This is a genomic window from Inquilinus limosus, from assembly GCF_002195995.1.
Lineage (GTDB): Bacteria > Pseudomonadota > Alphaproteobacteria > DSM-16000 > Inquilinaceae > Inquilinus > Inquilinus limosus_C.
The window spans coordinates 32,028-54,960 of record NZ_NHON01000013.1; the positions used below are offsets into that span (position 1 = coordinate 32,028).

27 protein-coding genes are annotated in these 22,933 nt (G+C 67.8%); 17 read left to right on the forward strand and 10 right to left on the reverse strand.

Features of this window, described 5'->3' with window-relative positions; genetic code table 11:
* Positions 1-29: 29 nt before the first annotated feature.
* Genes BWR60_RS09390 through BWR60_RS09410 form a run of 5 tightly spaced genes read left to right on the forward strand, consistent with a single transcriptional unit; the run spans position 30 to position 5,462 of the window.
* Positions 30-1,610, forward strand: coding sequence for an ABC transporter substrate-binding protein (locus tag BWR60_RS09390; RefSeq protein ID WP_179221698.1), 1,581 nt, complete (start codon positions 30-32; stop codon positions 1,608-1,610).
* Between the two features lie 21 nt (positions 1,611-1,631).
* Positions 1,632-2,567, forward strand: a complete 936-nt coding sequence (locus tag BWR60_RS09395; protein ID WP_088150751.1) for an ABC transporter permease — start codon at positions 1,632-1,634, stop codon at positions 2,565-2,567.
* On the forward strand, positions 2,567-3,448 hold the full coding sequence (locus tag BWR60_RS37620; RefSeq protein ID WP_088150752.1) for an ABC transporter permease: 882 nt from the start codon (positions 2,567-2,569) through the stop codon (positions 3,446-3,448). The genes BWR60_RS09395 and BWR60_RS37620 overlap by 1 nt, the downstream gene beginning before the upstream one ends.
* Positions 3,445-4,461 (forward strand): ABC transporter ATP-binding protein, encoded by a 1,017-nt coding sequence (locus tag BWR60_RS37625; protein WP_088150753.1) that lies wholly within the window; start codon positions 3,445-3,447, stop codon positions 4,459-4,461. Before BWR60_RS37620 ends, BWR60_RS37625 begins: the two co-directional genes overlap by 4 nt.
* Complete coding sequence (locus BWR60_RS09410) at positions 4,458-5,462, forward strand: ABC transporter ATP-binding protein (protein WP_088150754.1); 1,005 nt, start codon at positions 4,458-4,460, stop codon at positions 5,460-5,462. Before BWR60_RS37625 ends, BWR60_RS09410 begins: the two co-directional genes overlap by 4 nt.
* A gap of 99 nt (positions 5,463-5,561) precedes the next feature.
* On the opposite strand, the gene BWR60_RS09415 is transcribed toward BWR60_RS09410, so the two are convergent.
* Positions 5,562-5,840, reverse strand: coding sequence for a hypothetical protein (locus BWR60_RS09415; RefSeq protein WP_088150755.1), 279 nt, complete (start codon positions 5,838-5,840; stop codon positions 5,562-5,564).
* 180 nt (positions 5,841-6,020) lie between these two features.
* Here BWR60_RS09415 and BWR60_RS09420 point away from each other — a divergent pair, with 180 nt between their 5' ends.
* From BWR60_RS09420 to BWR60_RS09450, 7 genes are read left to right on the forward strand one after another with little or no spacing between them, the layout of a single operon-like run.
* Complete coding sequence (locus BWR60_RS09420; protein ID WP_088150756.1) at positions 6,021-6,266, forward strand: helix-turn-helix domain-containing protein; 246 nt, start codon at positions 6,021-6,023, stop codon at positions 6,264-6,266.
* Between the two features lie 13 nt (positions 6,267-6,279).
* The gene (hyfB, locus tag BWR60_RS09425; protein ID WP_088150757.1) at positions 6,280-8,289 is read left to right on the forward strand and encodes a hydrogenase 4 subunit B; all 2,010 of its coding nucleotides are present in this window, start codon (positions 6,280-6,282) and stop codon (positions 8,287-8,289) included.
* Entirely contained in the window at positions 8,280-9,236 is a 957-nt protein-coding gene (locus BWR60_RS09430) for a respiratory chain complex I subunit 1 family protein (protein ID WP_088150758.1), read from the forward strand. Before hyfB ends, BWR60_RS09430 begins: the two co-directional genes overlap by 10 nt.
* Positions 9,237-9,899: a hydrogenase-4 component E gene (locus tag BWR60_RS09435; RefSeq protein ID WP_088150759.1), complete on the forward strand. Its 663-nt coding sequence runs from the start codon at positions 9,237-9,239 to the stop codon at positions 9,897-9,899. It abuts the gene before it with no gap.
* Positions 9,896-11,344 (forward strand): hydrogenase 4 subunit F, encoded by a 1,449-nt coding sequence (locus tag BWR60_RS09440; protein ID WP_088150760.1) that lies wholly within the window; start codon positions 9,896-9,898, stop codon positions 11,342-11,344. Before BWR60_RS09435 ends, BWR60_RS09440 begins: the two co-directional genes overlap by 4 nt.
* A gap of 11 nt (positions 11,345-11,355) precedes the next feature.
* On the forward strand, positions 11,356-12,870 hold the full coding sequence (locus BWR60_RS09445; RefSeq protein ID WP_088150761.1) for an NADH-quinone oxidoreductase subunit C: 1,515 nt from the start codon (positions 11,356-11,358) through the stop codon (positions 12,868-12,870).
* Positions 12,871-12,877: 7 nt separating this feature from the next.
* Positions 12,878-13,408 (forward strand): NADH-quinone oxidoreductase subunit B family protein, encoded by a 531-nt coding sequence (locus BWR60_RS09450; protein ID WP_088150762.1) that lies wholly within the window; start codon positions 12,878-12,880, stop codon positions 13,406-13,408.
* 1,242 nt (positions 13,409-14,650) lie between these two features.
* On the opposite strand, the gene BWR60_RS09455 is transcribed toward BWR60_RS09450, so the two are convergent.
* The 8 genes from BWR60_RS09455 to BWR60_RS38970 all read right to left on the reverse strand — a co-directional run bounded on the left by BWR60_RS09455 (position 14,651) and on the right by BWR60_RS38970 (position 19,583).
* Positions 14,651-15,907 carry a tyrosine-type recombinase/integrase gene (locus BWR60_RS09455; protein ID WP_088150763.1) on the reverse strand — a complete coding sequence of 419 codons (1,257 nt, stop codon included), beginning with the start codon at positions 15,905-15,907 and terminating at the stop codon, positions 14,651-14,653.
* 12 nt (positions 15,908-15,919) lie between these two features.
* Positions 15,920-16,207 carry a hypothetical protein gene (locus tag BWR60_RS09460; protein WP_088150764.1) on the reverse strand — a complete coding sequence of 96 codons (288 nt, stop codon included), beginning with the start codon at positions 16,205-16,207 and terminating at the stop codon, positions 15,920-15,922.
* Positions 16,204-16,395 (reverse strand): hypothetical protein, encoded by a 192-nt coding sequence (locus tag BWR60_RS09465; RefSeq protein WP_088150765.1) that lies wholly within the window; start codon positions 16,393-16,395, stop codon positions 16,204-16,206. The genes BWR60_RS09460 and BWR60_RS09465 overlap by 4 nt, the downstream gene beginning before the upstream one ends.
* Positions 16,396-16,588: 193 nt before the next feature.
* Positions 16,589-17,119, reverse strand: a complete 531-nt coding sequence (locus BWR60_RS38965) for a CHC2 zinc finger domain-containing protein (protein WP_088150766.1) — start codon at positions 17,117-17,119, stop codon at positions 16,589-16,591.
* Positions 17,116-17,484, reverse strand: a complete 369-nt coding sequence (locus tag BWR60_RS09475) for a hypothetical protein (protein WP_088150767.1) — start codon at positions 17,482-17,484, stop codon at positions 17,116-17,118. The genes BWR60_RS38965 and BWR60_RS09475 overlap by 4 nt, the downstream gene beginning before the upstream one ends.
* Before the next feature lie 59 nt (positions 17,485-17,543).
* Entirely contained in the window at positions 17,544-17,909 is a 366-nt protein-coding gene (locus BWR60_RS09480) for a hypothetical protein (protein ID WP_088150768.1), read from the reverse strand.
* 83 nt (positions 17,910-17,992) lie between these two features.
* On the reverse strand, positions 17,993-18,652 hold the full coding sequence (locus BWR60_RS09485) for a hypothetical protein (protein WP_088150769.1): 660 nt from the start codon (positions 18,650-18,652) through the stop codon (positions 17,993-17,995).
* Between the two features lie 220 nt (positions 18,653-18,872).
* Positions 18,873-19,583, reverse strand: a complete 711-nt coding sequence (locus BWR60_RS38970) for a helix-turn-helix domain-containing protein (RefSeq protein WP_088150770.1) — start codon at positions 19,581-19,583, stop codon at positions 18,873-18,875.
* A gap of 82 nt (positions 19,584-19,665) precedes the next feature.
* On the opposite strand from BWR60_RS38970, the gene BWR60_RS09495 reads away from it, so the two are divergent.
* The gene (locus BWR60_RS09495) at positions 19,666-19,881 is read left to right on the forward strand and encodes a helix-turn-helix domain-containing protein (protein WP_275542374.1); all 216 of its coding nucleotides are present in this window, start codon (positions 19,666-19,668) and stop codon (positions 19,879-19,881) included.
* 63 nt (positions 19,882-19,944) lie between these two features.
* Here BWR60_RS09495 and BWR60_RS09500 read toward each other — a convergent pair whose 3' ends face one another.
* Positions 19,945-20,172 (reverse strand): hypothetical protein, encoded by a 228-nt coding sequence (locus BWR60_RS09500; RefSeq protein WP_144445567.1) that lies wholly within the window; start codon positions 20,170-20,172, stop codon positions 19,945-19,947.
* 362 nt (positions 20,173-20,534) lie between these two features.
* Between BWR60_RS09500 and BWR60_RS09505 the strand changes: the two genes are divergently transcribed.
* From BWR60_RS09505 to BWR60_RS09515, 4 genes are read left to right on the forward strand one after another with little or no spacing between them, the layout of a single operon-like run.
* Positions 20,535-20,906 (forward strand): hypothetical protein, encoded by a 372-nt coding sequence (locus BWR60_RS09505; protein ID WP_088150773.1) that lies wholly within the window; start codon positions 20,535-20,537, stop codon positions 20,904-20,906.
* On the forward strand, positions 20,878-21,042 hold the full coding sequence (locus BWR60_RS36935) for a hypothetical protein (RefSeq protein ID WP_179221702.1): 165 nt from the start codon (positions 20,878-20,880) through the stop codon (positions 21,040-21,042). The genes BWR60_RS09505 and BWR60_RS36935 overlap by 29 nt, the downstream gene beginning before the upstream one ends.
* Entirely contained in the window at positions 21,039-21,530 is a 492-nt protein-coding gene (locus tag BWR60_RS09510) for a hypothetical protein (protein ID WP_088150774.1), read from the forward strand. Before BWR60_RS36935 ends, BWR60_RS09510 begins: the two co-directional genes overlap by 4 nt.
* Positions 21,531-21,532: 2 nt before the next feature.
* The gene (locus tag BWR60_RS09515) at positions 21,533-22,933 is read left to right on the forward strand and encodes a replicative DNA helicase (protein ID WP_088150775.1); all 1,401 of its coding nucleotides are present in this window, start codon (positions 21,533-21,535) and stop codon (positions 22,931-22,933) included.

Genomic DNA, 22,933 nt, shown 5'->3' on the forward strand with positions numbered 1-22,933 from the left:
AGACGGCCATGGAGTTCAGCAGGCGGAATATGCTTCGGCTCGGCGTCGCCACGGCGGCGCTGGCGGGCTTCGGCGGCGCCCGGGCGCAGGACGCGTCCCGGAACGCGGATGTGATCCGCATGGGCATCGCCGCGAAGGGGCCGCGCAGCAGCGACCCGAACCTGACGACCCAGGGCTCGGACAACTGGGCGACCGAGCAGATCTACGAGCAGTTGGTCCGCCCCGAGGACGGCACCTTCGCGATCAAGCCGGAGGAGTTCCTGCCGACGCTCGCGACCAGCTGGAATTCGTCGCCGGACGCCAGGACCTGGACCTTCCAGCTGCGCCAGGGCGTGCAGTTCCACAAGGGCTTCGGCGAGATGACCTCGGAGGACGTGGTCTATTCGTTCAAACGCGCGATGACCTCGGGCACCAACACGACGATCCTGTCGAACATCGCCGATGTCGTGGCGAACGGACCCTACCAGGTGACCATCACCCTGAAGAGCCCGGACGCGCTGTTCCTCGGCTCCTCGGTGTTCAACAACAACACCTCGATCGTCAGCAAGAAGGCGGCCGAGCAGATGGGCGACGCCTTCGGCACCGACGCCGTCGGCACCGGCCCCTACGAGCTGGTGAAGTTCGACACCCAGGTCGGCACGGTGATGAAGCGCCATGACGGCTATTGGGGCCAGAAGGCGAAGATCAGCACCGTCGAATGCGTCTACATCGCCGACACCTCGGCGCGGACGCTGGCCCTCCTGTCCGGCGATATCGACATCATGGAGGCGGTGCGCGCCCCCGGCTGGGTCGCCTCGATGCAGCAGCGCGACCCGTCGCTGAAGATCGACATGACCGTGCCGGGGTCGTTCAACACCCTGCACATCAACCTGACCCGCAAGCCCTTCGACGACCTGAAGGTGCGGCAGGCGCTGATGCATGCGATCGACCGCCCGGCCGTGGCCCAGGCGCTGGCGCCGATGGGCGGGACCATGGCGGGGCTGCAGCCCGATTTCTTCCCGGCCGGCTTCAAGACCGGGGACCTGCCGGAGGAGCTGCGCTACCCCTACGACCCGGACAAGGCGAAGGCGCTGCTGGCGGAGGCCGGCCATCCGGACGGGATCAGCTTCCCGTCCCTGTGCAGTCAGCGCGAGGATTATTCCTCGACCATGCTGATCGTGCAGGAGCAGATCCGCCTGGCCGGCTTCAACATGGATCTGAGGATCGAAGACCACACCGCCTATCACGCCGACAACCGCTCGGACAAGAACACCCTGGCGATGCATTCGTCGAGCTACCCGCCGATTCCGACCCAGCTGTATTTCCAGCAGCTGTCGGCGCAGTCCGAGGTCAAGTCGGACGGCAAGGGCGGCGGCAACTACAGCCATTACGGCGTGGTCATGCCGGGCATCGACGACCTGCTGTCCCAGGCCCTGCAGGCGACCGACTTCGCGACCTATGACGGTCTCTGCCGCAAGATCGAGCTGCAGGTGCTGCGCGACCTGCCGCTGATCGGCCTGTCCACCCTGTCCTTCACCACCGCGCGCCGGGGCAATGTCGATCTCGGCTACCCGATCAAGAGCGGGTATGCGCGCTGGCGCTTCCACCGGGCGACCAAGACCGTCGTCTGACCCCGCAGGGGAGGGCCCGCCATGGCGCGGTATCTGATGTGGCGATTGCTGGATGCGGTTCCGACCATCCTCTTGGTGCTGACGCTGGTGTTCGTCTGCATGCGCATCCTGCCGGGCGACCCGGCGCTGGCGGCGCTGGGCGACAATGCGCTGCCGGACCAGATCGCGGCGTTCCGCGAGAAGATGGGGCTGAACGTCCCGCTCTGGCAGCAGTATTTCGACTTCCTCGGCGGCGTCCTGACACTGGATTTCGGCCGGTCGCTGATGAACAACACCTCGGTCCTGCAGTTGCTGGCCTACAACCTGCCCTATACGATCGAGCTGACGGTCGCGGCGATGGTGATGGGCCTCGTCGCCGGCATCCCGCTGGGCGTGCTGGCGGCGACCCACCGCAACCGCATGCCCGATGCCGGGGTCCGGGTGTTCTCGCTGATCGGCTACGCCATCCCGGATTTCTATCTGGGCGCGCTGCTGCTGATCACCTTCTCGCTCAATCTCGGCTGGTTCCCGATCAATGGCGGCGGCGACGGCTTCGTCGACCGGCTGCACCACATCGTGCTGCCGGCGATGACGCTGGCCTTCGTCAAGGCCGCCTTCCTCGGAAGGCTGACCCGCACCTCGCTGCTCGAGGTGTTCGGCAAGGACTATGTGCGGACGGCGCGGGCCAAGGGCGCCAGCGAGCGGCGGGTGATCTACCGGCACGGGCTGCGCAACGCGCTGCTGCCGCTGTCCACCGGCATGGGCCTCAGCCTGCTGGCGACGCTGTCCGGGTCGGTGGCGATCGAGCTGGTGTTCAACCGCCCCGGCATCGGCAAGCTGCTGATCGGCGCGATCACCGAGCGCGACTACGCCGTGATCCAGGGCGGCGTGATCGTCTTCGCCCTGTTCGTGGTGCTGGTGAACCTGGTGATGGACCTCGTCTACATCGTCATCGACCCGCGGATCCGGGTGGCGTGATGGCCGCGATCCTCGACACCACTGAAATCATCGCCCCGGCCCCGAACCGGCTGGCGATCCTGGCCCGGATCGTGCTGGGCCGGCCGGCCACGATCTTCGCCGCCCTGGTCATCGCGATCTTCGTGGTCGTGGCGGTGCTGGCGCCCTGGATCGCGCCCTACAACCCGCTGGCGCAGAGCATCCTGAAGATCAACCAGGGCCCGTCATGGACGCATTGGCTGGGCACCGACCAGTTCGGCCGCGACGTGTTGTCCCGGATGATCTATGGCTCCCGCAACTCGCTGATCTTCGGCCTGCTGTCGCCGGCCCTGGCGGCGATCGTGGGGACCACGCTCGGCGTCGTCGCCGGCTATTTCGGCGGCGCGGTCGACCGCGTCATCTCCCGCCTCGTCGACCTGCTGCTGGCGTTCCCGGAGCTGCTGCTGGCGATCATCATCGCCGCGGCGCTGGGCGGCGGCTTCTGGAACGTCGTCGCGGTGCTGACGGTCGCCTTCGTCCCCGGCTTCGCCCGCGTCGCCCGCGCCCAGACCCTGGCGGTGAAGCAGGAGCCCTATATCGAGGCCGCGGTGGCGGTCGGGGTCAGCACCCCGGTGATCATCTTCCGCCACATCGTGCCGAACATCGCGGCGCCGATCGTCGTGCTGGTGACGCTGTGGGTGGCCTCGGCCATCCGGCTCGAAGCCTCGCTCAGCTTCCTCGGGCTCGGCACCCAGCCGCCGAATCCGAGCTGGGGCAACATCATCCGCGACGGCCTCAACAACCTGTTCGGGTCGCCCTGGCCGATCATCGGCGCCGGCTTCGCCATCACCTGCGTCGTCCTCGCCTTCAACCTGTTCGGCGATGCGGTGCGCGACGCCCTGGACCCGGAGACCGCCCCGTGACCGCGCCCCTGCTGAAGGTCGAGGACCTGGCCGTCGAATTCGGCCCGAAGGCGGCGCCGCTGCGGGTGGTCGACGGCGTCGGCTTCGAGATCCAGGCCGGCGGGTCGCTCGGCATCGTCGGCGAATCCGGCTCCGGCAAGTCGATGACCTCGCTGTCGATCCTGCGCCTGATCCCGGAGCCGCCGGGGCGGATCGCCCGGGGCCGCATCCTGTTCAACGGCGTCGATCTCCTCGCCCTGCCGCGGGCGAAAATGCCGGAGATCCGCGGCCGCGACATCGCCATGATCTTCCAGGAGCCGATGAGCTCGCTGAACCCGGTCATGACCATCGGCGACCAGATCGGCGAGGCCATCCTGCTGCATGAGCATGCCAGCCGGGAGGAGCGGCGGCGCAAGACCGTCGACATGCTGCGGCTGGTCGGCATGCCCGACCCGGAGCGCCGGCTGGGCGCCTATCCGCACCAGTTCTCCGGCGGCATGCGCCAGCGGGTGATGATCGCCATGGCCATCGCCTGCAACCCGAAACTGCTGATCGCGGACGAGCCGACCACGGCGCTGGACGTCACCATCCAGGCCCAGGTGCTGGACCTGATGAAGCGGATCCGCGCCACGCTGAACACGGCGGTGCTGCTGATCTCGCACGATCTCGGCGTCATCGCCGACATCTGCGAGCGGGTGATCGTGATGTATGCCGGCCGGGTGGTCGAGGATGCCGATGTCCGCTCGATCTTCCGGCGGCCATCGCACCCCTACACCCAGGGGCTGCTGCAATCGATCCCGCGGCTCGACGACGACCGGCGGCGCCTCTACCAGATCGCCGGATCGGTGCCGCAGGCCGGCAGCCTCGGCGCCGGCTGCCCGTTCCAGCCGCGCTGCCCGCTGCGGGTCGACCGCTGCGCGGTGGAGCGGCCGCCGATGTTCGATTTCGGCCCGCAGCACCGCGCCGCCTGCTGGGTCACGGCTGCGGCAGCCTCCGCCGCCGAGCCGGCGCCTGGCGCGAGGGCGATGCGATGACCGGCGCTGCGACCGAGACCCTGGTCCGGGCCGAGGGGCTGGCCAAGACCTTCCAGGATGGCGGCGGCCTCGGCTTCGGGCCACCGCGCCCGGCGGTGCGGGCGGTCGACGATGTGTCGCTGGAGATCCGCCGCGGCGAGACGCTGGCGCTGGTCGGCGAATCCGGCTGCGGCAAGTCCACGCTCGGCCGGCTGCTGCTGCGGCTGATCGAGCCCAGCGCCGGCCAGGTCTTCGTCGACGGTACCGAGCTGACAGGGCTGTCGCGCGGCCGGATGCGGGCGATGCGCCGGCAGGTGCAGATGATCTTCCAGGACCCCTACGGCTCGCTCAGCCCGCGGCGCAGCGTCGCCGACATCGTCGCCGAGCCGCTGGAGGTGTTCGGCCTGGTCCGGTCGCGGAAGGAGCGTCGCGACAAGGTGGCGGAGCTGCTGCGCCAGGTCGGGCTGCCGCCCTCGACCATGGACCGCTACCCGCGCCAGTTCTCCGGCGGCCAGCGCCAGCGCATCGGCATCGCCCGGGCGATCTCGGTCGACCCGGCCTTCATCGTGGCGGACGAGCCGGTCTCGGCCCTCGACGTCTCGATCCAGGCCCAGATCGTCAACCTGCTGCAGGATTTGCAGGAGCAGAAGCGCCTGTCCTACCTGTTCATCGCCCATGACCTGGCGGTGGTGCGCCACATCGCCGACCGGGTCGCGGTGATGTATCTCGGGCGGATCGTCGAGACCGGGCCGAAGGCGGCGGTCTACGGCGCGCCGCACCACCCCTACACCCAGGCGCTGCTGTCGGCCGCGCCGGAGCCGGACCCGGACCGGACGCAGAAGCGGATCATCCTGCAGGGCGACGTGCCCAGCCCGTCGGCCATCCCGTCCGGCTGCAGCTTCCGCACCCGCTGCCCGCTGGCGCAGGAGATCTGCGCCCGCGAACGGCCGGCCCTGGCGCCGGCCGGCGACGGCCATCTCGCGGCCTGCCATTTCGCCAAGGCCAACCCGATCCGGGGCTGAGGCGGCTGTGCGGTGACTGCGCGCCCTAAAGCGCGGAGATCCCCGGCGGTCGGTCGATGTCCGCTGTCGGGATGCCGACCCCCTGTGGCACGGCATCGGTCACCGGTCCCCCGCAATCCCTTCGAAGCCCTTGACCGCGGCGATCAGGACATCCCTCCGGTAGAGCGTCGCGGCTCGATAGGCCTCCTCCTCGAACTGCTCGCAGAGCTCCCAGCACAGGAGATGCGTTCGCGAGGGGCTGAGGACCCGGGCATCCTCGGTGAAGCTGCGCAGGATCTGCTGCATTTCGGGAAACCAGGCATCGCTCGGCTGTGGTGGCCGAGCGGCCAGGGCTTCGATCCGCTGCCGATACCGCCCGTAGAGTTCGCGCGCCGGCATCTGGCACTCCTCCCGTCCCGTGGACTGCGATCCGCAGGGTCTCCGTTCGCCCGCGGTGAAGCCGAGGCGACGTCACGGCATGCTCATGCGCGGATTATCGAGAGTCCAGCTTGAAATGGCATTATCACAGGTATATCCAGCATATATGAGTTTCTGAATCGCATAAGTGATGGTTGATACATGATCACCTCGGCCCAGCTGCGGGCGGCCCGGGCCCTGCTCGGCATGGACCAGCGCATGCTGGCCGAGCTGTCCGGTCTGTCGCTGCCGACCATCCAGCGCATGGAGGGAAGCGGCGGGGTGATCCGCGGCAATGTCGATTCCCTGGTGAAGCTGGTCGGCGCCCTCGACTCCGCGGGGATCGAGCTGATCGGCGACGGCGCGGCCAGCCAGGGCGGCGGCCGCGGGGTCCGGCTGAAAGGATAGCGGGGAGCGATCGATGGTCGTCGGCACGGCACTCTGGTGTGTGGCGATCCTGCTCGGCCTGGCCGCCTACGCCGTCGCCGTTGGGAGGCAGGCGGCGATGCGGGTGGTCTATGCCGGATGCCTCGCCGTCTCGGTCGTGGCCGGCGCGGCCGGCCTGGTCCATCTCCTCTCCGGCGACGCCGTGGCCGAGACGATTGCGCTGCCCCTCGGCCTGCCCTGGATCGGGGCGAGGTTCCGGGTCGATGCCCTGTCGGCGCTGTTCCTGACGATCGTCGGTCTCGGCGCCGCGGCGGCGAGCTGGTACGGCCTCGGCTACGGCCGCCACGAATCGGCGCCGCACCGCGTGCTGTCGTTCTTCCCGGCCTTCCTCGCCGGCATGACCCTGGTGATCCTCGCCGACGACGCCTTCACCTTCCTTCTGAGCTGGGAGTTCATGTCGCTGGCGTCCTGGGCGCTGGTGACGGCGCACCACCACGACGGCGAGAACCTCCGCGCCGGCTACGTCTACCTGCTGATGGCGAGCTTCGGCACCCTGGCGCTGCTCATGGCCTTCGGCCTGCTCGCCGGGGCCGAGGGCGGCTATGCCTTCGAGGCGATCCGCGCCGCCGGCCGTCCGGGGTGGGTGGCGGCAGCGGCCCTGATCCTGGTGCTGGTGGGGGCCGGATCGAAGGCCGGGCTGGCGCCGCTGCATGTCTGGCTGCCGCTGGCCCATCCGGCGGCACCGAGCCACGTCTCCGCGCTGATGAGCGGCGTCATGACCAAGGTCGCGGTCTATGCCTTCATCCGCATCGTGTTCGATCTGCTCGGCCCGCCCGACTGGTGGTGGGGGGAAGTGGTGCTCGCCATCGGCGGGCTGACCGCCGTGCTGGGCGTCCTGTCGGCGCTGATGCAGACCGATCTGAAGCGGATCCTGGCCTACAGCACGATCGAGAACATCGGCTTCGTCTTCGTCGGCCTCGGCCTGGCCCTGGCGTTCCGGGCCAACGGCATGGAGGCGGCGGCCGCCCTGGCGCTCACCGCCGCCCTGCTGCACGGCGTCAACCACGCGGTGTTCAAGTCGCTGCTGTTCTTCGGCGCCGGCGCCGTGCTGACGGCGACCGGCGCGCGCGACCTCGAGCGCCTCGGCGGGCTGATCCACCGGATGCCGGTGACGGCGCTGGTGATGCTGGTCGGCTGCGCCGCCATCTCGGCGCTGCCGCCGTTCAACGGCTTCGTCTCCGAATGGCTGACGCTGCAGGCCATCCTGCTCAGCCCGGAGTTGCCGCAATGGGGGCTGAAGCTGATGGTCCCCGCCGTCGGCAGCCTGCTGGCGCTGGCCGCGGCGCTGGCCGCCGCCTGCTTCGTCCGGGTCTTCGGCATCGCCTTCCTCGGCCGGCCCCGTTCCGAGGAGGCCGCCAGGGCGCGGGAGGTCGATCGCTGGTCGCTCGGCGCCATGGCCGGCCTGGCCGGCCTCTGCCTCGTCCTCGGCGTCCTGCCCGGCCTGGCGATCGACGCGCTGGCGCCGGCGGTGCGCGGCCTGGTCGGGGCGGAAATGCCGCGACAGACCGCGGTCGCCTGGCTGTCGATCGTCCCGGTCGGCGAAAGCCGCAGCTCCTATAACGGCCTTCTCGTCTTCCTCTTCATCGCGGTCTCGGCCTCGCTCGCCGCCTTCGCCATCCACCGGCTGGCCTCCCGCGGCCTGCGCCGGGCGCCGGCCTGGGATTGCGGCTTCCCCGATCCCAGCCCGGCGACGCAATACAGCGCCGGCAGCTTCGCCCAGCCGGTCCGCCGTGTCTTCGGTGCGGTCGTCTTCCGGGCGCGGGAGCATGTCGAGATGCCGCCCCCCGGCGACATGAGGCCGGCCCGCCTGCGGGTCGAGGTGCGCGATCTCGTCTGGGACCTGATCTATGCCCCGATCGCCGGCACGGTCGCGGTCCTGGCCGACCGGTTCAACCGCCTGCAGTTCCTGACCATCCGCCGCTATCTCAGCCTGGTCTTCCTCATGCTCGTGGCGCTGCTGCTGGTGCTGTCGATATGGGCGTGATCCTCGACCTCGCGGTGCAGGGCCTGCAGATGATGCTGGTGCTGCTGGCGGCGCCGCTCCTGACCGGCTTCGTCCGCAAGGTGAAGGCGCGGCTGCTGCGCCGCCGCGGGCCGCCGCTGCTGCAGCCCTATCGCGACCTGATCCGGCTCTTGCGCAAGGAGGTGGTGCTGGCCGGGCACGCCTCCTGGCTGTTCCGGGTGGCGCCCTACCTGATCGTCGCCGCCACCTGGGTCGCGGCGGCGCTGGTGCCGACCTTCGCCCGCGGCCTGGTGTTCAGCTGGTCGGCCGACCTGATCGCGATCATCGCGCTGCTCGGCAGTGCCCGCTTCTTCCTGGCCCTGGCCGGCATGGACATCGGCACCAGCTTCGGCGGCATCGGGTCCAGCCGCGAAGCCATGATCGCCACCCTGGCCGAGCCGGCCCTGATCATGATCGTCTTCACCCTGGCCCTGGTCGCCGGCTCCACCCAGCTGTCGACGGTCGCCGGCATGATGCTGTCGCCGGAGGTGGGGCTGAGGGTGTCGCTCGGGCTCGCGCTCGTCGCCCTGATCGCGGTCGCGATCGCCGAGAACGCGCGGATCCCGGTCGACAACCCGGCCACCCATCTCGAGCTGACCATGGTGCACGAGGCCATGGTGCTGGAATATTCCGGCCGGCACCTGGCGGTGATCGAGCTCGCCGCGTCGCTGAAGCTGCTGCTCTACATCTCCCTGATCGCCTGCGTCTTCGCCCCCTGGGGCATGGCGCCGTCCGGCGCCGGCCCGGCCGCCTATGCCGTGGGCATCGCCGCCTATGCCGGCAAGCTGACGGTGGGCGGCTTCGCCCTGGCCGTGTTCGAGACGGCGGTCGCCAAGATGCGCGTCTTCCGGGTGCCGAACTTCCTCGGCGCGGCGCTGATGCTCGGCCTGCTCGGCACGCTGCTCCTGTTCGTCTCGCGGAGCCTCTAGATGGACGGCCTGACCTTCGACGTCGCGCATCTTCTCGCCGGCGGCCTGGTTCTGGTCAGCTTCATGCTGCTGTACCAGGACCGGCTCTACGCCCTGCTGAACGTCTTCGCCATCCATGCCCTGGTGCTCTCGCTCTCGGTCGCGTGGCAGGCCTATATCCAGGACGCGCCGCATCTCTATGTCACCGCCGTGATCGCGCTGCTGTTCAAGGCGATGATCATCCCGGTGGCGCTGCACCGGATCGTCGCCCGGCTCGGCATCCACCGCGAGATCGAGCCGGTGGTCGGTATCGGTCCGACCATGCTCGCGGGGATCGGGCTCGTCGCCCTCTCGATGGTGGTCATGCTCCGGGTCACGGCGGCCGCGAACCCGCTGGCGCGCGAGGACCTGGCCTTCGCGCTCTCGGTGCTGCTGCTCGGCCTGCTGATGATGGTCACCCGGCGCAATGCCGTCAGCCAGGTGGTCGGCTTCATGTCGCTGGAGGATGGCCTGGTCCTCGCCGCCGCCGGCGCCAAGGGCATGCCGCTGGTCGTGGAGATCAGCGTCGCCTTCTCGATCCTGATCGCCTTCATCGTCATCGGCGTCTTCCTGTTCCGCATCCGCGAGCGCTTCGACACGGTGGACGTGCAGGCGCTCGACCGCTTCCGGGGAGAGCGTCGATGACGGCCCTTGCGGTGAATCCCGTGCTCCTGGTGCTTCTGATCCCGGCCGGGGCCGCGGCACTCCTCGCGCTCCTGCCGGGCTACCGGCTCTCTGCCCGGCTGAACGTGCTGGCCAGCCTGCTCACCCTGCTGTCGGCGCTGCTGCTGTTCCTGGGCAAGCCGCAGCCCGGCCCCTATCTGCTGGTCGACGACCTCAACATCGTGTTCGTCGTGCTGAACACCTTCGTCGGCTTCACCACCAGCCTGTTCAGCGCCAGCTACATCGCGCATGAGCTGGAGACGGGGCGGCTGACGCCCGGCCATCTGCGCTTCTACCACGCCATGTACCAGGCGATGATGTTCGGGATGAACCTGGCCCTGGTCGCCAACAACATCGGCCTGATGTGGGTGGCGGTCGAGCTGGCGACCCTGACCACCGTGCTGATGGTCGGCCTGTACCGCACGCCGGAGGCGATCGAGGCGGCCTGGAAGTACTTCATCCTCGGCAGCGTCGGCATCGCGATGGCGCTGTTCGGCACGATCCTGGTCTACATGGCGGCGCAGCCGGTCGTCGGCGAAGGTTTGGAGGCCATGGTCTGGACGGTGCTGATCGACCGCGTCGCCGCCTTCGACCCGGCGCTGCTGAACCTCGCCTTCATCTTCCTGATGCTCGGCTACGGCACCAAGGTCGGCCTCGCGCCGCTGCATGCCTGGCTGCCCGACGCCCATGCCGAAGGCCCGACGCCGATCTCCGCCGTGCTGTCGGGGCTTCTGCTCAACGTCGCCCTCTACGCCGTGCTGCGCTTCAAGATGCTGCTGGCCGCCCATCCGGCGGCGATCGCGCCGGGGCCGCTGATGGCGGTGATGGGCCTGGCCTCGCTGCTGTTCGCCGGGCTGATGCTGTACCGGCGGCGCGACATCAAGCGGCTGTTCGCCTACAGCTCGATCGAGCATATGGGCATCATCACCTTCGCCTTCGGCATGGGCGGCCCGCTGGCGAATTTCGCCGGCCTGCTGCACATGACGATGCACAGCCTGACCAAGTCGGCGATCTTCTTCGCCGTCGGCCATATCGCCCAGGTCAAGGGCACGCAGAAGATCACGGAGATCCGCGGCCTGACGGAAAGCCACCCCGTGCTCGGCTGGGGGCTGGTGACCGGCGTCGTCGCCATCGCCGGCCTGCCGCCGCTCGGCGTCTTCATGAGCGAGTTCCTGGTGGTCAGCTCGACCTTCGCCCGCGAGCCGCTGCTGGCGGTGCCGCTGGTCCTCGGCCTGCTTATCGCCTTCGGGGCGCTGCTGCTTCGTGTCCAGGGCCTCGCCTTCGGCGAACCGACCGGATCCTCCGCGCCGATCCAGGCTTCGACCGTGCCGATGCTCGGCCATCTCGGGCTGGTGCTGGCCGCGGGCCTCTACCTGCCGCCGCCGCTGACCGCCTGGTTCCAGCACGTCGCGGGACTCCTGGGCTGAGGAGGGGAAGGATGCAGGCGTTGGGCGACATCCTCCGCACGGGTCGCGCCATCGACGGCGCCGGCGGCTGGCCGAGGGTCCAGGTCGATGCCGCGACCTGGACCGCCGCGGCGGAGCGCCTGGGCGAGGGCGGGCTGACGTTGCTCGACCTCTGGGGCGACCGGTCCCGGGGGCCGCAGGTGCACATGGCGCTGCTGGACGAGGCGGCGAGCGAGATCGCCACGGCGACCCTCGACTGCCCGGATGAGAGCTTCCCCTCGGTCGGGTGGCTGCATCCGCCGGCGATCCGGCTTGAACGGGCGATCCGGGACCTGTTCGGGCTGGAGCCGGTCGGCGCGCCGGATCCCCGCCCCTGGCTCGACCACGGCCGCTGGGGCGTGCGGCAGCCGCTCGGCAGCCGGCCGCCGGGGCAGGGGGGCGGGGCCTATCCGTTCCTGCCGGTCGAGGGCGAGAGCCTGCACCAGGTCCCGGTCGGCCCGGTGCATGCCGGCATCATCGAGCCCGGGCATTTCCGGTTCACCGCCAATGGCGAGACGGTGGTCCGCCTCGAAGCGCGTCTCGGCTACGTCCATCGCGGCCTCGAAAGCCTGATGGCCGGCGCGACGCCCGGCCACGCGGCCCGGCTGGCCGGGCGCGCCTCGGGCGACAGCACGGTCGCCTATGCCTGCGCCTTCGCCCAGGCGGTCGAGGCCGGTCTCGGCGTCAGGGTTCCGTTCCGCGCGGCCTGGCTGCGGACCCTGATGCTGGAGCTGGAGCGGCTCGCCAACCATCTCGGCGACATCGGCGCGATCTGCAATGACGCCGCCTTCGCCCTGATGCATGCCCATACCGGCGTGTTGCGGGAGCGGGTGCTGCGCGCCGTCGGCCAGGCCTTCGGCCATCGCCTGATGATGGATCGGGTGGTTCCCGGCGGGGTCGCGGTCGATCCCGACGGCCGCGGGCTCGAAGCGGTCGCGGGGCTGGTCGACGAGATCCGGCTGCGCTTCCCGCCACTGGTCGAGCTCTATGACAACACCACGTCGCTGCAGGACCGCACGGTGGGGACCGGTGCCGTCACCGCCGCCCTGGCCCGCCGCTTCGGCGCCGGCGGCTTCGTCGGCCGTGCCTCCGGCCGGGCTTTCGACGCCAGGCGCCTCTCCGGCGATGGGCCGTACCGGATGCTCGCCTTCGACGTCCCGGTGCTGCAGGAGGGGGACGTCAACGCCCGGGTCTGGATCCGCATCCACGAGATCGAGCAGAGCCTGTCGCTGATCGCCGGGATACTGGATCGCCTGGCCGAGGGGCCGGTCCGGGTCGAGCTGCCGAGCCGGGCGGGCGAGGGCCTCGCCCTGGTCGAGGGCTTCCGCGGCGACATCCTCGCCTGGGTCCGCTTCGACGAGGACGGCCGGGTGCTGCGCGGCCGCCTGCGCGATCCGTCCTGGTTCCAATGGCCGCTGGTGGAGGCGGCGATCGAGGGCAACATCGTGGCCGACTTCCCGCTCTGCAACAAATCCTTCAACTGCTCCTATGCGGGGCAGGACCTTTGAGGACGCCATGCGCCGGCATCTCTTCCAGGGCCTGATCCGGCCGCCGCTGACCGAGCCCCGCCCGTCCGCGGATGATCCCGAATTGGCGGCGCTGGCCGCATCGCTGGACGTCGCCGCCCGCCGGCGGCTCGGACGCAGCCTGTCGATCCGTGAGGTCGATGCCGGCTCCTGCAATGGCTGCGAGCTGGAGATCCACGCTCTCAACAACGCCGTCTACGACCTCGAGCGGTTCGGCCTGCGCTTCGTCGCCTCGCCGCGCCATGCCGATGTGCTGCTGGTGACCGGGCCGGTCACGCTCAACATGCGCGAGGCGCTCGAACGCACCTATGCGGCCACGCCGTCGCCGAAATGGGTGGTCGCGGTCGGCGATTGCGCCGCCGGCCAGGGGCTGTTCGCGGAGTCATACGCGACCGCCGGCGCGGTGGCCGCCGTGCTGCCGGTGGATCTCCACATCCGCGGCTGCCCACCGGACCCGACGGCGCTGCTGAAGGGCCTGCTGGCCTTGATGGAGAAAGGCGGAGCGCGATCGGGTCGCTAGAACGGATGCGAACGAAAAAGGCGGAGAACCGCGACCGGTCTCTCCGCCTTCCAAGCCCTTGTCCCGACACGGAAAACCGCGGGGACGTTCGGGAAATTCGATGGTAGCTGGGGAGGGATTTGAACCCCCGACCAAGGGATTATGATTCCCCTGAGCTGGCAGCCGAAATCAATGACTTAGCTCGCCGTCTGGCCGATCGTCTGGCTTCGATCCGCCATTGCTGAACATGAGAAGGCACGCCGCGAGAGACACTGTCTATCGTTCCTGGCCGAGCAGCCGGCCAAGGGCTCCGGAGAATGATCGCTCAAAACGTTCGCGACGATTAGATGTATAACATCTATGCTCTGGGTGGCCGGAGTGCAATTGCAACTGGAACCTTGGATGCCGAGGCAACCCACTTTCTAGTGTCTCCACATATCCACTCGATAAGTTTTAGAACCTCAGTGTGCTTTTTCATCGGCCCCTTGTCGAAAATCGCTCTGTGATGCGCAATTCTATTTCTCCATCTTCTGACATCCTCAATGCATGACTGGATGTCGTCCCGCGTTGCGTGGCTTGGAACGCACGGGAAAATTTCTCGCGCCCCCTTGGCCCATAGGAATCTTTCAAACCTTTTGGTTGCAAGGTGTTCCCAGAACCCGAACATTAGGGCGGACACAATATGATGCGACGTCAGCTGCTGGCCGTGCTGTCCCTTCTCTTTGGAGTACGCTTCGTCCAACTCATCTCGACGCCGTTGATCAAGGAGATTCCGGAATGTCTGATTCAAGTACCACTCCGGACCGATCCTTTTTATCAACGCATTGTTAAAAGCATTGCGACAAACGATTTCGGCAAAATGCAACGATATGTGAAAACTTTCGCACAGAACGGTGTTCCAAAGATAATATTGAAACGCCATTTGATTATTATATCCTGCGGCCGGCATATAGCGCATTAGGCGCTCTGGCTGCATCGCGGATGAAATTATCTGAAGACCGGGGCCGTCTGGCAAATTTGGTAATTGCATTTGGAAAATCCGCGCTATATCATTGAACGGTGAGCTGCGGATAGGTTGTGTTCGCACCCCTACCGTGGACAATATCAGAAGGCGGGTCCCGCAAGGGACGCCGCCTTCACTCTTTTATCAGGATAGTTTGCGCGCGACCAGCCAGCTACCATTCCCCCGCCAGCGTGTCGGCGATTGGCGGTATGGTTCGGACCTCCGCGTTCTGCTCGACCTCTGAATGCAAGTTTGCGGGATCAGCGCAGCAACTCCCGCTCCAGCGCCACCCCGATCTTCCGATCCGCGTCCCGCTGGTCGAAGAGGTGCCCGTACAGGTCATAGGTGATCTGGATGGAGCTGTGGCCCATCCGCATCTGGACCTGCTTCGGCGTCATGCCGCGCTCGATCAGCAGTGAGGCGTGGATGTGCCGGAGGGTGTTGAGCGGGTAGCTCGGCCGCAAGATCGTCTCGCCCTTCCTGGACTTCGCCCGCCGGGTCAGGCCGGCCGCTTGGCAGAGCGGCACCCACATGCGGTTCGTGACGTTCGCGTGCGTCTGCGCCGTGCCGAGCGACGTCGGCAGCAGGAGGTGGACGGTCTTGTTCGGCCGCGATGGATCCGGCAGCGCCGACGACCGCGGCAGCACCAGCAGCCAGCGCTTCAGCAGCGCGACGAGCTGCGGGCCGAACGTGATGAACCGATCGCCGTTTTCCGTCTTGGTCAGGCCCAGCATGCACTTCTCATCGGCCTTACGGCGGACGATCGCGCCCGGGTTCTTGCCAGCCAGGGTCAGATCCTCCACGGCCAAGCCGCGCAGCTCCGATGGCCGGAGCCCTCCGAACACGCCGATATTGACCCAGACCTCGGTGAAGGTCGGCGGATCGGGCGCTTCGGTCGCGGCCGTCCCCAGGAGGCTCTTGATCTCTGGCTTCTCCGGGATCTGGACCCGCTTCCGGGTGCCGGTCGCGGCGACGACTCGGGTTGCCTGCGCCGGGCTGGCCGGGATCGTGCCCGCGCGCTGGGCATGCGCGAACATCATCCGCACGGACGACATCACCCGCCGCGTCATCGGCACCGAGGTCTTCTTGACCAGCGCGGCCTTGAGCGCCTCGCAGTCGGGCCCTGTCACCTGGCCGAGTTGCAGCGAACCGAACGCCACGGGCTTGCCGTCGCGCTCGATCATCGCCGCCACGATGTGGTTGTCGCGGTGCTGCTCGTACTTCGACCAGGTCGCCTCGGTGCGCCCGAGATCCTGGACTGCCTTGATCCAGGCGTCGCACCCGTCCTTGACGGTGATGGTCTGGGTCGGCTCGGGCGCCGCGCTGGCCGCAGGCTCCTCGATCGCCTCCGGCGTCGCCTCAACGACGCTGCGATAGGCCTTGGCCTTCCTGAGAGCGCCCTGGCCGCTGAACTGCTTGCGCCGGCGGACGCCGTTGGCATCGCGCCAGTCGACCGTGTAGCCGGTGCGCGTCTCGCCCTTGGCCGTCTTCCAACTGCACCGGCTGATGGCCGCCATGCTGCCCTGCTGCTAGGCCGCGGGAATGCCGCGCACCACGCGATCATACCACCGCAGCAGCTGGACGCGATCACCGACCAAGCCGACGCCCGGAACCTTGCGGACGGGGATGGCGTCGGCAGCCGGCGTCTGGCCGCGTCGGGCGGCCTCGACCATGCGATAGATCTGCTTCGGCCGCAGCTTCACCACCGCGGCGATCTCGTCGGCGCCCTCCACCGGCTGGGGCTCGTCGGCCTGCTCGACCGGCTGCGCCAGCTTGTGGCCGTAGTAGCCCGGGCGGGGGCTTGCGTTCGCCATCATCCCTCGCAGTCCTCCAGGCCCCATTCCACCAGCGTGCGCACCTGCTCGGCGAACGACGTTCGCTCCCGCTCGGCGCGCTGCCTGATCTGCTCGAACGTGTCGCGGTCGAACGAGACGACGATGCGGGTGGCGCTGTCGGGCGTGCGGCGGTAGCCGGCGCCTGGCAGCTTCTGAGGGGCGGCGGTCATCGGTGCGGCCCTACATCGGCGGCAGGGCGTTCGCGCCCAGCCAGTAGCCGGCGCCGATGCCGAGGGCGATGCAGGCGGCGCCAGCGAGAATGATGAGCGTGATGCAATCCATGCGGTGATGCTCGTGTGGTTCAGAAGCGCGACCCGCCGCAGCCGCCCCGGAGGACAACTGCGGCGGTGATCGCTCACTTGGTCAGGCGCTCGGCCGCGGCGCGGCGCTGGCGATGCCGGCTCGCACCTGGGCGACGATCTCGAAGGCCACCGGCATCTGGCGCCCCGCCTCCGGCCACCGCTCGAGCAGGGCCAGCCGCTCCTCTTCCGTGAAGGCCGAGAGGGCATTCGCTATGGCGCCGACCATCTCGCCGAAGCGGAAGTTGGTGATAGCGCCGCTGGTCGGCGCGCCAGTCTGATCCCCGACGCTGCCGGGCGTTTGGTCGCCGTAGCCGGTCAGGCAAGCCTGCGGCTTGCCGTCTGCGCCGCGCTTGAGAAGCCACGGCCGAACCTCGGCGTAATGCTGCGCGTCGCCATGGGCGCCGCAGCTAAGACACTGGTACGTGCCCTTTCTGTCGTTGACCGTGAAGCTGGGCGTCTTCTCGTCATGGAACGGGCAGAGACCAATGAACTCATGCCCGCGGCCGAACCGCGATGGCTTCAGGTCGACGTCACGCCCAATCAGGTCGGACAGGCGGCCGGTGGGCGGCAGCGGGATCACGTTCTCGGTCATACAGCGCCCCCTCTCTGCGCCGCGGCCATGGCATCGAGGTCGGAAAGGACTCGGAGCATCATGCGCTCGCCCGGGTCCAGCTCGCGATTCACGATGACGGCGGCGCCATCGCTGGACAGAAGGTCCGGCCAGAGCCCAATGCGGAGCTTCGCGGCGGCGCCGGCGGCAGTGCGCGCCGGGGTCGCCAGGATCTGGTCGCGCATCCGGTTGAGCCGGTCGCAGGTCCGGTTGAAGGTCTTCTCGTCGATGTCCTTGGCTGCGTCGAGGGCGGCGCCTTCGCGCCAGACGATCCGGGCGAGGGAGAGGAGGGCAGCGTCATCGCCGCCGGGCAAGGAGGGAGCGGCAGAGCCGTCGAGAGGGGCCATGATGATTTTCTCGTGAAACTGTGTGGGTGATGCCTCGTGTGTGCGCAGCGCGCGGCGCGTCAGGTGTGCGCGTGCACGCACGGGCCCGCGCCCGTCCCGGGGTTGGCTTCCTCCCGGCGGAGCTCGGCCTTCACAGCCTGCATCCACAGAGTGACGCCGACAGACATCAGCCCGCGGAAGACGCTCCGATCTGCCGCCGACAGATCAAACTTCAGCTCGTCGAGCTCACCGATGCTGAGGACGATGCCGGCTTGGCGGGCCTGGGCAATCCAGGCTGCGGCGTCGAATTCCTCAGGGGTTGGCGGGCGCAGATGCTTCCGGCCCTGCGCCGTCTCATACCCGCGCTGTACAATCGCCGCGGGAGCAAAGGTGGTGTCGGCGCCGCTCGGCAGGGATGGGGCGGCTTGGCCGTCGAGAGGAGTCATGGGTGATTTCCTCGTGAGACTGAAGAAGGGATGCGCAGCGCGCCGTGCACGCGCGGGCGTGGGCCCGCGCGAGGCACTCCCAATCAGGCGTTAGCCTGGAGATGCTCGATGTCGGAGAGGACGGCCTTGAAAGCCCCTCCCTCATAGTCGTCGCTCAGATCGTGGACCCACATGAAGTTGTCGGCCAACGTGCGGAGCTTCAGGGCGACCCCCGCCGGCGTCGTCGGGCGGCAGGCGTGCAACTCGTCGGTCGCGGCGTTGATCGCATCGCCCGCTTCGCTCTGGGCGGCTTCGAGCGCGTACATGCCGAACTCTTCGCGGATCGCATGGATCCGCTGTTCGTCTGCCGCCATCTCCGCTCTCAGCCGCTCTCTCTTCGCATTCAGGCGCTCGATGATTTCGGACAGGGGAGTCATCTCGCCCGGAGCGGTGGCGACGCGGGCGTCATCGCCGCTGCCATGCGCAACGCAGCGGAAATGCTGGATCTCGCGGGCGATGTGCTTCTTGATCCCCTCCTCCGTGAACACGAAGACCGGCTCGCGGGTCTCGGTGATAGCGCCGATCCTGGCCTTCGGGAGCAGCGCGTGCTCGCCATACTTGGCCTTCGCAGCATCCTCGGCCTCACTCAGGCGGGTCTCCGCGGCGAGATAGGCATCGTCCGCGGCCTTGAACTTGGCATGGACCGCGAAGAAGGGGTCGGAAGCCGAGGCTGAGAGCTCGGCGGGAATGACGTCACGAGGCATTTTGCTTACCTCCCCAGTGGGCGCCTCTAAGGGCGGTCAGCGGTGGCTGACGAGGGAATTTACGTTAAACGTAACTTCCGGGTCAAGCCGCTATTCGCTAGCGGCTTTCGTCCACTGAAAGTGTGGCCGAGATTTTGCCGCTGGGGTGATGCTCGCTCCGGACGGCGCGGTGACCGCCCAGCCCGACGAGCTCTGGCGCGGGCTGCGAGCGATGGGTGCCTTACGACTGGTCCCGGCTAAGGCTAGCTAGGAACTGACCGCTAAGTCGAAGCCCAACGCGAGCAGCACTCTGTACAGCGACGTCAGTCATAGGGGGGATGGCGTGGTTGAGGCTTGCGAGTGTAAATAGATCGGCTGATGATCCGGGTAAGAGCGTCTTTAAAAACTTGCGGCCATCTGGCAATCCCACAACGCAAGTGTCGCCTAGCATATCGGGAGAGGGGCGGCTATCGCTTGGTCTATATACCAATATATCGCCCTCACGATAGACTGGGGAAAGAGTTCCGCCCCTGACCACTATCGCCTCTATATCATCCGCCATTGCGGGTAGGCCGAAAACTAATCCGCGGGCCTTATCTTCAGATGTGTAGTCAATTAGATCGGCGCCACCCACAAAGCCAACGACCGTGATTCGCCTTGTGCGCAGGAGCGCCTGCGATGTGCTTGGGGCGACATACGGGCCATCTCCTTCTTCATCCGGCGGCCCGGCTAACAAGAAGGGCGTGGCCACCCCGAGATGCCTCGCGATGGCCTCAAGCATGTCCTGTGTATACGCCTGCTTGTGGCTCTCAATTCGGGAGATGTTGGCAATCGACGTGCCTATGGCTTCCGCCAACTGACCTTGCGTCAGGTTTCGAGCCTTGCGCCATTCGCGGATGAAGTGGCGCTCACGTTCGGCTGGTGATCGGCTTGGCACTGGCATGATGCCCATTTTACGGAATGCGTAAACTTTTGTCGCTATCGTGATCCGAAAATGTCTTGCCGTTCATTTCCGTTTGGCGCAAATATGAATGATGCCTCACGCTCTCCGGCTATATCGCAGATCAACGGGATTGTCGCTGCAGACCCTCGCGTCGCGGATTGGCATCTCTGTGGCATCGCTTTCTAGGATCGAGACCGGCAAGCAAACGCCCTCGGTTCCGACCCTGCTGAAGATCGTCGACGAGACGGCTGGCGCCGTATCCGTCAGCGACTTTCGGCAGAAGCGGCGCGAGGAGTGCGCCGCATGACCGAGCATTACGATGCCGAGGCCCTTGGGCTAGCCCGCCCCATCCGAAGCGCGGCCGCGCGGCCTAGACGCGTGATGAAATGTGGCGAAGTCGTCCTGCGAGCGCTTCGACCAAATCGCGCACCCGCTCCTGATACGGCCCGGAGAGGTCGATCGATTGAGCCGCTTTTTCGAGATCATCGGACAGGCGAGGAAGGTCGATGCTGATCTGCTTTGCAATGGCAGCGACCACGATCGGCAAGACGTCTCGCTCGGCCATGAACACTTCGCTGAGACTGAGGTCCTCTGACATATTCCCCTCCATTTGGCGCCCGTCACACGACCATCATCTCACGATTCCAGCCCTGCGGGAGAGCGGCGAAGCCGGCGCACAGGCGCCGCAGGATGCTGACGATCTTCGGCATGGCCGCTTCTCCTATCTGGTTGTCCGCCTCGCGCCGGGGCCGGATCCCTTCTGTCCGGCCCCGGCCGCACCGGAACCGCGCCGGGCGCTGGGGAGCCGCCGCGGGCACGCTTCCGATCTCGATATTTTTGATCTCCGCGGAGCGCGGCCCGCTGACCGGGTGCGGCGCGCGGGAGTTCGCACCTCCCGCGCCGCCTTCAATCCAGAACTGAGTAACCGCGTTCTCCATGCCGCAAAGATGGAGAACTCGAATGCTGATTGCCTCATCCAAAAGCGATAAGGAAATGACCTCGCTCGACCTCGCGCATGACGAAATCGGCCCTCGACTGGCCGCCCATTTGCGCAGCCTCTATCCGAAGCACGCAGCCAAGCGGCTGGCGACTGATTTCGGGGTGGAGGAGGTCACGGCGCGAGGGTGGCTGGCCGGTAAGCGGCCCTCGAACCGGCACATGGATCGCATGTTCGCCAGGTGGGGCCGGGCCTTCTTCGACTTCCTCTATGCGCCGATCGCCGGCGCCACCGACATCGATTCTCGTCTGGATCGCGTCGCCGCCGACGTGGCCGCGCTCCAGGCCGAGCTCAGGAGAGCACGGGATGCAGAAGCTGCGCGGCGCGTGGCGTGACCGACGGCGGATCCTCGCCGGCTGGCTGGTCAAATGGCACACGTGGCGTGCGGAGGTCGACGCCGCACGCGGCCGGTATCACCACGAGCGCGCCGAGGAGTACCGGCGCATCCGCGACGGCGAGGCGGCCCGATGACGCCCCGCGACATCGAGGACCCGCCTGAGAACCACTCCCTTGGTAAGGGAGTGCTCGCGAGTGCAGCCGATGGCTTCGAGCACGTCGGTGATGCGCTAGCGCGGGCGCTCGACAGCATCGCCCGGGGCATTGACCCGACCTTGGAGCAGATCGAGGCGGCGGCGATGTCCGAGATCGCGAAGATCTTGGGGTGGCCGCTGGACCATGCGGCCTGGAGCGATCCCGAAAACCTGCCTGATGACCCGGACCCGGATCCCTTCGCCTTGCCGGGGGCGGCCACCTCGCCGGAGGAGCTCGAGCGACGCCTGGCCGCCATCGCTGAGATGACGCCACCGACGGACCCCAAGGCGGTCGAGATCTACACGGTGTACGCCGAGGCGGGGCCGCAGGCCGCCCGGCAGGCGATCGTCGATGCCTATGCGCGCGGCGAGATCGGCCGAAACCAGGCCAACGTCTTGTTCTTTGTCCTCGGCCTGGGGAGGCTCTGAGCTTGACCGTCATCCCGTTTCGACCAGACGGCGCTCCGCAGGATATCGAGGCCGAGCAGTGGTTGCTCGAGGGACTGCTGCAGGCGCCCAGCCGCGTCGCCGAATGCGCCGAGATCGTGCGGCCGGACGACTTCCATGACGACGGCTATGGAGCGCTGTTCCGTGCGCTGATCGAAATCGACGGCCGCGGCACGCCTGTGACGACCGCCGACCTCATCACCATCATGGGCGTGGGCGAAAAGGCCCAGGAGTGGCAGAACGCGATCGGAGCCATGCGCGGCAGCATGGCGGCAACCGACTTCCGGACGCTGGCTGGCTACGCTCGGAAGATCGCTGACAACGCTATGCGCCGGGCCCTGATCACCCTGTCGCAACGGCTCGCCCAGCAGGCCGTCGACGGCAAGGATGCCACGACGGTCCTCCGCGATGCCGAAACGGCCCTGGCGGACCTGGAGCAGCGGGGCGGCGGCGACAAGGGGCTGCGCGATATGGGCCTCGTCATGCGCTCGACGCTGCAGCACCTCGAGGCTGTGATGCGCGGGGACGCAGCCATCGCCGGCAAGCCGACTGGAGTCGGCGATCTCGACAAGGCGCTGGGCGGCGCCCGGAACGGCAACCTGATCGTCTATGCGGCGCGCCCGGGCATGGGCAAGACCGCGCTGGCGATCAATGCCGCCGAGGCGACCGCCCGGGCCGGCGGCTTCGTCGCCTTCTACAGCCACGAGATGTCCCGCGAGCAGATCGGGCAGCGGATCATCGCCGCCCGCACCGGCATCCCGATCGACCGGCAGCAGAGCGGGCCGCTCACGCCGGAGGACTGGCGCCGTATCTGCGCCGTCGGCGCCGAGATCGCGGAGCTCCCTATGGAGATCGACGACGGCCGGCATAAGACCGTTGCCTCCATGGTGGCGAGCGCCCGCCGGCTGCAGCGTCGCCGCGGCCTGGCACTGATCGTGGTCGATTACATCCAGCTCCTCGTTGGCGGCGACACCAGGAATCGCGTTGAGGAGGTGAGCCGCATCACCCGCGACCTCAAGCTGGCGGCCAAAGACCTGGACGTGCCGATCATCGCTCTGTCGCAGCTCTCCCGCGAGGTGGAGAAGCGAGACGACAAGCGGCCCCTGAAGAGCGACCTGCGCGATTCCGGTTCGATCGAGCAGGACGCCGACCAGATCGTGTTCATCTACCGGCCCGACTACTACCTGCGGGAGCCGGAACGAAGGGAGGGTGAAGAGAGCGCCAAGTTCATGGCGCGCCGTGAAGCCTATGACGAGCAGCTGCGCGAGATGCAGGGCATCGCCGAGCTGATCGTCGCCAAGAACCGGCACGGCCGCGAATGCACCGTCCGGTCGCACTGGGACGGAGAGCGTCAGCGCTTCAGCGACCTCGACTGGAGGCGCTGA

Bases quoted from the DNA above. Each gene is read 5' to 3' on its own strand.
- BWR60_RS09505 (WP_088150773.1), top strand. From the start codon at position 20,535: ATGCTGATTGCCTCATCCAAAAGCGATAAGGAAATGACCTCGCTCGAC.
- BWR60_RS09450 (WP_088150762.1), top strand. From the start codon at position 12,878: ATGCGCCGGCATCTCTTCCAGGGCCTGATCCGGCCGCCGCTGACCGAG.
- hyfB (WP_088150757.1), top strand. From the start codon at position 6,280: ATGGTCGTCGGCACGGCACTCTGGTGTGTGGCGATCCTGCTCGGCCTG.
- BWR60_RS09485 (WP_088150769.1), bottom strand. From the start codon at position 18,652: ATGCCTCGTGACGTCATTCCCGCCGAGCTCTCAGCCTCGGCTTCCGAC.
- BWR60_RS09510 (WP_088150774.1), top strand. From the start codon at position 21,039: ATGACGCCCCGCGACATCGAGGACCCGCCTGAGAACCACTCCCTTGGT.
- BWR60_RS09500 (WP_144445567.1), bottom strand. From the start codon at position 20,172: ATGTCAGAGGACCTCAGTCTCAGCGAAGTGTTCATGGCCGAGCGAGAC.
- BWR60_RS09455 (WP_088150763.1), bottom strand. From the start codon at position 15,907: ATGGCGGCCATCAGCCGGTGCAGTTGGAAGACGGCCAAGGGCGAGACG.
- BWR60_RS09480 (WP_088150768.1), bottom strand. From the start codon at position 17,909: ATGACTCCTCTCGACGGCCAAGCCGCCCCATCCCTGCCGAGCGGCGCC.
- BWR60_RS09440 (WP_088150760.1), top strand. From the start codon at position 9,896: ATGACGGCCCTTGCGGTGAATCCCGTGCTCCTGGTGCTTCTGATCCCG.
- BWR60_RS09430 (WP_088150758.1), top strand. From the start codon at position 8,280: ATGGGCGTGATCCTCGACCTCGCGGTGCAGGGCCTGCAGATGATGCTG.
- BWR60_RS09475 (WP_088150767.1), bottom strand. From the start codon at position 17,484: ATGGCCCCTCTCGACGGCTCTGCCGCTCCCTCCTTGCCCGGCGGCGAT.
- BWR60_RS09420 (WP_088150756.1), top strand. From the start codon at position 6,021: ATGATCACCTCGGCCCAGCTGCGGGCGGCCCGGGCCCTGCTCGGCATG.
- BWR60_RS36935 (WP_179221702.1), top strand. From the start codon at position 20,878: ATGCAGAAGCTGCGCGGCGCGTGGCGTGACCGACGGCGGATCCTCGCC.
- BWR60_RS09410 (WP_088150754.1), top strand. From the start codon at position 4,458: ATGACCGGCGCTGCGACCGAGACCCTGGTCCGGGCCGAGGGGCTGGCC.
- BWR60_RS09495 (WP_275542374.1), top strand. From the start codon at position 19,666: ATGCCTCACGCTCTCCGGCTATATCGCAGATCAACGGGATTGTCGCTG.
- BWR60_RS09465 (WP_088150765.1), bottom strand. From the start codon at position 16,395: ATGACCGCCGCCCCTCAGAAGCTGCCAGGCGCCGGCTACCGCCGCACG.
- BWR60_RS09415 (WP_088150755.1), bottom strand. From the start codon at position 5,840: ATGCCGGCGCGCGAACTCTACGGGCGGTATCGGCAGCGGATCGAAGCC.
- BWR60_RS38970 (WP_088150770.1), bottom strand. From the start codon at position 19,583: ATGGGCATCATGCCAGTGCCAAGCCGATCACCAGCCGAACGTGAGCGC.
- BWR60_RS09435 (WP_088150759.1), top strand. From the start codon at position 9,237: ATGGACGGCCTGACCTTCGACGTCGCGCATCTTCTCGCCGGCGGCCTG.
- BWR60_RS09390 (WP_179221698.1), top strand. From the start codon at position 30: ATGCTTCGGCTCGGCGTCGCCACGGCGGCGCTGGCGGGCTTCGGCGGC.
- BWR60_RS09445 (WP_088150761.1), top strand. From the start codon at position 11,356: ATGCAGGCGTTGGGCGACATCCTCCGCACGGGTCGCGCCATCGACGGC.
- BWR60_RS38965 (WP_088150766.1), bottom strand. From the start codon at position 17,119: ATGACCGAGAACGTGATCCCGCTGCCGCCCACCGGCCGCCTGTCCGAC.
- BWR60_RS37620 (WP_088150752.1), top strand. From the start codon at position 2,567: ATGGCCGCGATCCTCGACACCACTGAAATCATCGCCCCGGCCCCGAAC.
- BWR60_RS09460 (WP_088150764.1), bottom strand. From the start codon at position 16,207: ATGATGGCGAACGCAAGCCCCCGCCCGGGCTACTACGGCCACAAGCTG.
- BWR60_RS09395 (WP_088150751.1), top strand. From the start codon at position 1,632: ATGGCGCGGTATCTGATGTGGCGATTGCTGGATGCGGTTCCGACCATC.